Here is an 8311-nt window from a genome sequence, read left to right as displayed (position 1 = left end):
AGAGCAGAAGGCTGGCGTTCACCAACTGGTGTCATGACTCAAAAATCGTAGCTTTCGCTTAGTCTGCACGTTCTGACAGGTTGCAAATTCTAGGAATGCCTAGCTTTGCATAGGTTTTTCAGAACGGTTAATTCGTAGGGCTAAGTTGTAATCCTCAATAGCTGCTTGATAATCTTGTAAGGCGTGGCGGACAAGCCCCCTGTTGTTGTAGATATTGGCATTTTTGGGATCGATCCGCATTGCTTGGTTAAATTCCTCAATTGCTCCTTGCTTGTCTTCCAGCTTAGCGCGGGCAGAACCACGACAAATGTAGTCTTCTGAATTTTTTGGAGTAAGCTGGAGAACCTGGTTGTAATCCCCCGTTGCTCCTGGATTATCTCCCAAAGCAGCGCGAACAAAACCTCGGTTGAGGTAGGCTTTAGCATAGTTGGGATTAATCCGAATCGCTTGGCTGTAATCTTCTATCGCTCCTTGATAATCTCCCAAGCTTGCACGCACATATCCCCGACGGTTGTAGGCATCGACATAATTGGGATTGAGACGGAGAGCTTGGTCACAATCCTGTATTGCCCCCTGATAGTTTCCTGTATCAAACCTTTTTTCACTTCGGTTATAGAAATTTTATGCACTAATTTCAACCGAAGGCATTGGCGGTGACTGTAAAGATTTGTCATCAACAGGTTGATTCTGATTGGCTAAATTTAATTACTTCCGATCCAGGTCAGAAGAAGACTTTGCCTGCGCTTGATTACCTGATGAAACAATACCTTCGTTCTTTTGCTCATTTTCGTTATTCATGTGTGCCAGCTCTGCTTCGAGTATCTTATTTTATAACTCATTGAAGGTTTTGAGCATGAACCCCCGTCAGTGAGCGTGCGGGATGCTGACGCTCTTGGGGCATTTTCGTCCGGATGATATCAAGCCCAGTACGTAGCGCGATCGCTTGTTAAGCCAGAAAGGTACTGTGCTGGTTAAGTTAATACTAAGATATCTAACTTCTTAGAGAATTCGGGGATCTTAGGGTGTTGCGATCGCGCTTAAACCAAGGTGCAAGAGCGATCGCATAATTCACTTTTGGAGAAAGAAGAAAGCGATCGCATACACGATCAACTATTCTCCCGATGCTTCCGTCTCCAGCACTTCCTGTAGTTGTGGCACCAATGAAGGTAAATCGTCTTGAATCGTTTGCCAAACTCTACTCAAATTAACTTGAAAATATTCGTGACTGACAACATTTCGCATCCCTCCCATCAAACGCCAAGGTATGAGAGGATAGCGGGACTGTATTTCATTGGATACATTTCTAGTAGCTTCTCCAATAATTACAAAATCCTAGAGAACAGCCTTGACAATAGTTTGATTCCTTTCAAATTCCTCAAACGTTATCCCGCTTGTACGCTGCTCTATTTCAGCGATAGATTGCAAAATATCTTGAATGCGAAGCCGCCAATCTCTAGAAGGCACAAATGACATCCTTTAGTACAGGTTCTCGTAAATGTTCTCTCAAAGCATCCTGAGTTCCCAAATCTACAGAAGACCCCAGAATATCTTCTAAATAATACTGCACTTGCAAAAGTTGAAACAACCCACCAGGTCGATTAAACTCTACTAAAAAGTCTACATCGCTATCTGGACGAGCTTCATCTCTTGCCACTGAACCAAACAAATTAAGAGATTTTACTCCCATTTCCTGCAACTGTTCTCGGTGTGCCGCTATAATTGCCAATACTTCATCCCGTTTCATGGTTTATTTCCAGAAATTAATTTAATATTAACGTAGCAGTTTCTATACTTTACAGTTGAACCAGAGCGATCGCACAATCCTATTTTACTTCCTAGCTCAAATTTGCTTCAAGCGATCGCGAACGCGATCGCTTGACTGCACTCAATCCAACCGCTCGGGATCTATCCCCAACTCTCGCAATCGCTCAGCTAATTGTTCCACTCTTTGTTGAGCTTGTAGCGCCTGTTGTTGAGCTTGTAGCGATCGTTGTGATTCCTGCTTCACTTGTTCTTCAGGGGTTAAATAACGCTTTCCAAGCGCGTCGTACCAATATAACCACTCCCGCGTTACCCCAGAATAATTTCCCCTTTCATAACCAATTCCCAAACCAATTTCCGGCATCCACACTGGATTTCCCGACTGTAATTCATACTTACCATTGACTAACTTATGGACTTCCAAACGCGGTTTGCGGCGACGACGGGAAGAATAAATGACGTAATAAAGTATGCCTAAAGCTTCATAGTCAGCTAATTTGTCTGTGTATTCCTTCCGATAGGTTTGAGAAACAACTTCCAGCACAAGACTTGGGACAACATTTTCATCCCACAATACATAACTGGGGCGCAATTCTTCATCGTAAAACCGTTCCACTCCTAAACTTAAGAAACCATCTGGAACAATGGCAGGTTCGTCTGGGTGATAATAAATAGCCATATCGATGCCAAAAAACCAGTCCATGCGATCTGCCCAAAGTATGAGCAATATTGACTTCAGCAACCCTGGTATTAATTCTTCCAGTTCGTTATCCACAGGTGTTTCATCAGAGTCGGGTAGTTCTTCGGCGGAGGGTAAGTACCTGGGCAGGTTGTACTTTAACATGGCGGCTTTCCCCAAAACTCACTTAAATTATAGCAGTGAGGATAAATTTTACAGTATAAAAAGAGCGGTTGTAAATTTGGTAGCAGCTTATGACTCAAATGAATCCCGATGGAATTACTGGAACAATTTCGATTGCAGTGTTTCCTCAAGATAATCGACAGTATGTTTGCGAGATTTCGCCATCTTTGAGCGTTCGCACTAAGGATTGCACCCGTTTTTACGGACAAACGAAAGAACATGCGCTCGCTTGCGCTTTAGAAAGTTTAGCTGATGAATATCGTCAGAAAGCTGAAAAAAAGCAAAATATAGATTCGCTCGCGGTGGAAATAGCGGACTCTGGAGAACCAATTCAAAAGCATTACCACGTGATTTTGCACTATGAAGAAATTGCTGAAGCCGAATCTAAGTTTGAGGCAAGGCACAATACAATTCTAGGAAATACGGTGGTTGAGAATGCCAAGATATCAGTAATCGAGATTTCGCCTGCTCTGCAAATCGAGCCGTTAGAGCGAGGTTGGAATTGAGCGATCGCATTTCCATAAAACCAGAAACCCGACTTTTTAGAAAAGTCGGGTTTCTCGCGATGATATAGCGACAAATTACGAGTTTTGCTTTTGAGGAAACACTTTGGTTAAATCAAGGGATAAATCGGGAAAACAGGGAAGCGCAATGCTCTGATTTGGCAAAACCAGACGCTTATTTAGATAATCAAATCTTCCTTGACTCAATTCGGATGGTTCGCTACACACTTCCAGCCAATTATCGATTAAGTTGAAAATCCAATAATCGGGAATACCGGCTTCAGCATACAGAGGCTTTTTAACATTTTGGTCGTAATCTAAAGAAGAATCTGAAATTTCAATCACCAACAATATATCAGCCGGAATCGGGTGAGCCGATACATATTCATCGGAGCGATTTTGTACAATTGTAACATCCGGTTCTGGTTCGCTGGTGGATGGCAATATAATGGGGTCTTGGATTCGCAGTGTAGCGCGTTCTCCTATCAGCTTGGATAACTCGCGATTTAACAAGGTGGTGCAAACAGAGTGTAGTGTTCCTTTTGCTGACATCTGTACAATTTCTCCGCGAATCAGTTCAATTCGGTCATCTTCATGGAAAAAGCCGATTTCTCCTAGCCGATGGTATTCTTCCAAGGTGAAGCGTTTAGCTTGAATTAGAGTCATAATTTTAACGGCTTCGCTGACGCAGTTATTCTGATTCTAGGTCAACTGAGCGCTCAAGGTGGACAAGGTGTTATAGATAGCACCCAGATCCCCGACTTCTCTAAGAAGTCGGGGATCTAGCAGCTAACAAATTTGCTTAATCTTTGTTAATCTTTAACTGTGCGAACAAATCCAGGAGTCGCTTATGCAACGCATAACTGTTTGGCAGCAGGGTAGTACAAACCAGGAGAATCCGAATAACTTTGCCATTATCAAACAATGGTTTGCCAGTCTCAACGGTCAGGAAATTACTTGGCGACAGCGACTGATTCCACCCACCGCCGATGTGCGGGAAATCGACTGGGAACCTCAGCGATTTGATGAATTGTTTCTGATATCTAACCCGGAAATTCGCGGGATTACTCTTTATTGGCGCAAACCTGATTCTCAGCAAGAACGCAGTACCACGCCGCATAAACTCGAATTGGACATGCTTCGCCAACAATTGTATATTTATCCCCAGTCGCAAAGAGAGATTGTCATCCGGGTGGGTTTAAAAGAAGCGATTTATCAGAAATTTGAGTTAAACAATCCCCAAGTAGAATACAGCCAAGAAGGTGATGGTTGCATTCTGACGCTGCGGGATAACAACCAACTGCTGGAGGTGAAAGTGAATCTCAGTCCAGAAAATTTACACCAGTTCAAGCAACTAATGCTATAATTAAGAAAGGGGTGTATATGTTGAAAAGACGGCGGCTTGTCCGCAAATTTGCTTTTGCTCGTCTAGTACATTCCAGAGCGTGCCGTTTTCGATCAAAAAGCGCTGCCCTTTACTAGAAATGCGGACGCCGCGATAATTGTTAACAAAGCCTTGGATTTTGGTTTGAGTGAGAATGCGCTCGCGCTCCTCTCTCGCTAAAGGTTCAGCCGTATATCGTGAAGGCATTGGGGTAAGTTCTTCCCAGCTTAATTCCCACAAATCGAGGGCTTTTTGATTGCCGTAATTAAAAATAGGATCGGGTTCGGTGCCGTGGGAAACTAGGACAAAGGGCGCTAAAAATAGCTCGCGGGCAATTTCTGCTGCTGCATCGCTGCTATTTTCAAGTAAAGTTTTGCCCGTCCAATGCTGAAAACTGTGCCACAGACGCAAACTGTGCCGGATAACAGGTTCCTGTTGCTAAGGAAGTTGTTCCATAATTTTACGAAGAACCAATGTCAGGTAGCAACGGTTGTGTAACTGCTAATAGCTAATCGCTAATCGCTGCTCTGGAGGCAATTGAAAAGCTCGCAATTAGCAAGCGAGCAATTACCCATCCATACACTACCGAAGCCATCTGGGATTAGTCGCTGGAATAATCGATGAAATAGGGATAGTAGAAATCATTAATCAACTCGTTACACCATCTCAAGCGAGCCAGGAGGCATGGCGACGGTAGTTGTCTGTTTCATGACTCAAGCCTTAATGTGAAATGTTTGCCATGCCTGGATTATACCTTTATTGCTTCTCGATTTTCGTTTAACTCCCGTTAGGGGTTTTGCCTCATCGGAGATTCCTCACAATTTTTCTAATTTCCAGAGAGACAGAGTGCCCTCAAAAACTGGCTCTATCTTGACTTTATGCTCTTTTTTTATTCCATCTTGCAATTTTTTTGAAGGACAGAATAAAAATACATCGCTGAAACCATCAGGAATTCTTGAGATATTTTGTTCAACTACTAACTGAAGTCGAACTTTAGGTTCTAGAAAATCAATAATAGACCATACATGAGTCTTAGACGACCAATTATAATCATCAACAACGATCGCAAGTGGATATTTAGCTTGATTCACAATCCTAGCTATTGGAATACTCTCGGAGCTGTAATACTTGTTCCACCAAGTTTCTGCTGGAGAAATAATCGCGCATGAGAGAACTCCACATGAAATTAGGGCAATCAGAGCAATCTGCCACAGCTTCTGTTGCCAAAACTTAGCAGATGCTGATGTTATTTTAGTGGCAAATAGATAAGCTACAGCTAAATGAATACCTAGATAAAACGCGATTAAATACCGATTATTAAGCGAGCGGATCCCACCAAAAATTAGGTCTGTGAGTACTAGAGGGAGTGCTGAAACACCAATTAAGGTGAAGATAAACAACCCAATCCGTCTTGAACTATAACGCCAAAGAAAATAGATTGAGTATCCAACCATAATTAAGATAACTCTTATGAGATAAATAGACCAGGTATTTTTAAAACTACTGAAGTCGGTGTCAGTAGGGTAAGTAGGTATTAAATCAATAAAAATCCGGCTCAAGTTTATTCCCCATGCCACCAAAGAAGGCGGTATCGTCTGATTTTGCCATTCTACTGATTTTGAAACTCGGTCATAGTTAGCCAAAATCACAAAAAACCAGGGCAGGAAAGTTAGCAACCCTACCGACGCAGCGATTAGATAAGCAACCAATACTTTACTCAGTCGAACACCTGCAATTGCAACCACATAGATACCATGTGCTATTGCGACGAATACAGACAGCAGGTGTGTATAGATTGATAGGGACAAACTTGCTGCATAAAGTCCCCAACCAAGCGCTGTGTTGACACGAATGGCTCGTAGCAACACAGCGCAAGATAACAAGATCGTGACTGTCTGCAAACTATACATCCGTGCTTCCTGAGCGTATAGAACATGAAATGGTGATACAGCTATCAGTGCTACTGCTACCCAACCCACTAGCGATGATTGAAATAATTCTAGACAAAGCCAATAGAGGCAAGGGAATACTAGCAAGCCAATCAAGGCAGACAAACTTCTCATCACCGCTACTGAACTGCCAAACCATTGGGCCCAAAATCTCGCTATCACGAAATATAGAGGCCCGTGTTTAGAATCCCATGTCGCTAATTCTTTTACGATATCAATGACACTCATTTTAGGGTCGGGGCGCTGATACTTGCGTAAATCAGAGATGGTAATTATTTGACCATTGAATGCTCTTTTATAATCTGTGTAACCATAAATCTTATATATCGTCGCAATCTCATCATTCCAGAAGACTTTTCGGTCAAGGTTGACGAAGCGGAAAAATATGCCCAGTACTAGCAGGATAATTATAAAAAAATGCAACCAAGGTGGGCTGATTGTTCCGTTTCGAGTCATCTTGACTTTCCTCAACTGTGGATGTTTATTCAATCCAATTTCTTCAGCTATAATTCATTCTTGCTTGGAGTAAAGATAGCAGCGTTCCTTCATAGGATGCTCTCGAGGCAATTGAAAAGCTCGCAATTAGCAAGCGAGCAATTACCCATCCATACACTACCGAAGTCATCTGGGATTAGTCGCTGGAATAATCGATGAAATAGGGATAGTAGAAATCATTAATCAACTCGTTACACCATCTCAAGCGAGCAAGGAGGCATGGCGACGGTAGTTGTCTGTTTCATGACTCAAGCCTTAATGTGAAATGTTTGCCATGCCTGGATTATACCTTTATTGCTTCTCGATTTTCGTTTAACTCCCGTTAGGGGTTTTGCCTCATCGGAGATTCCTCACAATTTTTCTAATTTCCAGAGAGACAGAGTGCCCTCAAAAACTGGATCTATCTTGACTTTATGCTCTTTTTTTATTCCATCTTGCAATTCCTTGGAAGGAATGAATAAAAATACATCGCTGAAACCATCAGGAATTCTTGAGATATTTTGTTCAACTACTAACTGAAGTCTAACTTTAGGTTCTAGAAAATTAATCATAGACCAGACATTATTCTTCGACGACCAATTATAATCATCAACGAGCACAAGTGGATAGTTAGCTTGATTCACAGTCCTAGCTATTTGAATAATCTCCGATCCGTAATACTTGTTCCACCAAGTTTCTGCTGGAGAAATAATCGCGCCTGAGAGAACTCCACATGAAATTAGGGCAATCAGAGCAATCTGCCACAGCTTCTGTTGCCAAAACTTAGCAGATGCTGATGTTATTTTAGTGGCAAATAGATAAGCTACAGCTAAATGAATACCTAGATAAAACGCGATTAAATACCGATTATTATATGAGCGGATCCCACCAAAAATTAAGTCTTGGAGTACTAGAGGGAGTGCTGAAACACCAATTAAGGTAAAGATAAACAACCCAATCCTTCTTGAACTATAACGCCAAAGAAAATAGATTGAGTATCCAACCATAATTAAGAGAACTGTTATGAGAGAAATAGACCAGGTATTTTTAAAGCTACTGAAGTCGGTGTCAGTACGGTAAGTAGGTATTAAATCTAGAAAAATCCGGCTCAAGTTTATTCCCCAATATGCCACCAAAGAAGGCAGTGGTATCGTCTTATTTTGCCATGCTATTGATCCTGAAACTCGGTCATAGTTAGCCAAAATCACAAAAAACCAGGGCAGGAAAGTTAGCAACCCTACCGACACAGCAATTAGATAAGCAACCAATACTTTACTCAGTCGAACACCTGCAATTGCAACCACATAGATACCATGTGCTATTGCGACGAATACAGACAGCAGGTGTGTATAGATTGATAGGGACAAACTTGCTGCAT

The 8311-nt window shown here is 42.0% G+C and carries 8 protein-coding genes and 4 pseudogenes; 4 read left to right on the top strand and 8 right to left on the bottom strand.

The annotated features are described in order from the left end of the window. Positions 1-99: 99 nt before the first annotated feature. The 4 genes and pseudogenes from MiSe_RS53400 to MiSe_RS45760 all read right to left on the bottom strand — a co-directional run. Positions 100-603 (bottom strand): annotated as a pseudogene (locus tag MiSe_RS53400) (tetratricopeptide repeat protein); the annotation flags it as partial. 507 nt (positions 604-1110) lie between these two features. Further along, positions 1111-1464: pseudogene (locus MiSe_RS54300) on the bottom strand (HepT-like ribonuclease domain-containing protein). After that, complete coding sequence (locus MiSe_RS45765) at positions 1454-1744, bottom strand: nucleotidyltransferase family protein (protein ID WP_226593474.1); 291 nt, start codon at positions 1742-1744, stop codon at positions 1454-1456. The pseudogene MiSe_RS54300 and the gene MiSe_RS45765 overlap by 11 nt, the downstream one beginning before the upstream one ends. Positions 1745-1885: 141 nt before the next feature. Further along, complete coding sequence (locus MiSe_RS45760) at positions 1886-2605, bottom strand: Uma2 family endonuclease (RefSeq protein WP_226593472.1); 720 nt, start codon at positions 2603-2605, stop codon at positions 1886-1888. 89 nt (positions 2606-2694) lie between these two features. On the opposite strand from MiSe_RS45760, the gene MiSe_RS45755 reads away from it, so the two are divergent. Next, positions 2695-3129, top strand: a complete 435-nt coding sequence (locus MiSe_RS45755) for a hypothetical protein (RefSeq protein ID WP_226593470.1) — start codon at positions 2695-2697, stop codon at positions 3127-3129. A gap of 75 nt (positions 3130-3204) precedes the next feature. On the opposite strand, the gene MiSe_RS45750 is transcribed toward MiSe_RS45755, so the two are convergent. Further along, a complete protein-coding gene (locus MiSe_RS45750; protein WP_226593468.1) occupies positions 3205-3792 on the bottom strand; it encodes a Uma2 family endonuclease in 588 nt (195 codons plus the stop codon). 184 nt (positions 3793-3976) lie between these two features. On the opposite strand from MiSe_RS45750, the gene MiSe_RS45745 reads away from it, so the two are divergent. Then, positions 3977-4492: a hypothetical protein gene (locus tag MiSe_RS45745; protein ID WP_226593466.1), complete on the top strand. Its 516-nt coding sequence runs from the start codon at positions 3977-3979 to the stop codon at positions 4490-4492. Here the strand turns inward: MiSe_RS45745 and MiSe_RS45740 are convergent, their stop codons facing one another. Beyond that, entirely contained in the window at positions 4493-4921 is a 429-nt protein-coding gene (locus MiSe_RS45740) for an MEKHLA domain-containing protein (protein WP_307731665.1), read from the bottom strand. Between the two features lie 166 nt (positions 4922-5087). Here MiSe_RS45740 and MiSe_RS54500 point away from each other — a divergent pair. Next, positions 5088-5171, top strand: a pseudogene (locus tag MiSe_RS54500) (hypothetical protein); the annotation flags it as partial. Between the two features lie 154 nt (positions 5172-5325). Here MiSe_RS54500 and MiSe_RS45730 read toward each other — a convergent pair. Continuing rightward, on the bottom strand, positions 5326-6915 hold the full coding sequence (locus MiSe_RS45730; RefSeq protein ID WP_226593464.1) for a glycosyltransferase family 39 protein: 1590 nt from the start codon (positions 6913-6915) through the stop codon (positions 5326-5328). A 151-nt stretch (positions 6916-7066) separates the two neighbouring features. Between MiSe_RS45730 and MiSe_RS54495 the strand changes: the two are divergent. Beyond that, positions 7067-7150 (top strand): annotated as a pseudogene (locus MiSe_RS54495) (hypothetical protein); the annotation flags it as partial. A gap of 154 nt (positions 7151-7304) precedes the next feature. Here MiSe_RS54495 and MiSe_RS45720 read toward each other — a convergent pair. Further along, positions 7305-8311 (bottom strand): glycosyltransferase family 39 protein (locus MiSe_RS45720; protein ID WP_444980633.1); only part of this gene is annotated, 1007 nt, incomplete at its 5' end.

Origin of the sequence: Microseira wollei NIES-4236 (genome assembly GCF_020521235.1) — a bacterium.
GTDB lineage: Bacteria > Cyanobacteriota > Cyanobacteriia > Cyanobacteriales > Aerosakkonemataceae > Microseira > Microseira wollei.
This window is presented reverse-complemented; position numbering and strand designations above follow the sequence as displayed.

Coding starts and splice junctions, on each gene's coding strand:
- MiSe_RS45765 (WP_226593474.1), bottom strand. CDS start 1,744: ATGAAACGGGATGAAGTATTGGCAATTATAGCGGCACACCGAGAACAG.
- MiSe_RS45760 (WP_226593472.1), bottom strand. CDS start 2,605: ATGTTAAAGTACAACCTGCCCAGGTACTTACCCTCCGCCGAAGAACTA.
- MiSe_RS45755 (WP_226593470.1), top strand. CDS start 2,695: ATGACTCAAATGAATCCCGATGGAATTACTGGAACAATTTCGATTGCA.
- MiSe_RS45750 (WP_226593468.1), bottom strand. CDS start 3,792: ATGACTCTAATTCAAGCTAAACGCTTCACCTTGGAAGAATACCATCGG.
- MiSe_RS45745 (WP_226593466.1), top strand. CDS start 3,977: ATGCAACGCATAACTGTTTGGCAGCAGGGTAGTACAAACCAGGAGAAT.
- MiSe_RS45730 (WP_226593464.1), bottom strand. CDS start 6,915: ATGACTCGAAACGGAACAATCAGCCCACCTTGGTTGCATTTTTTTATA.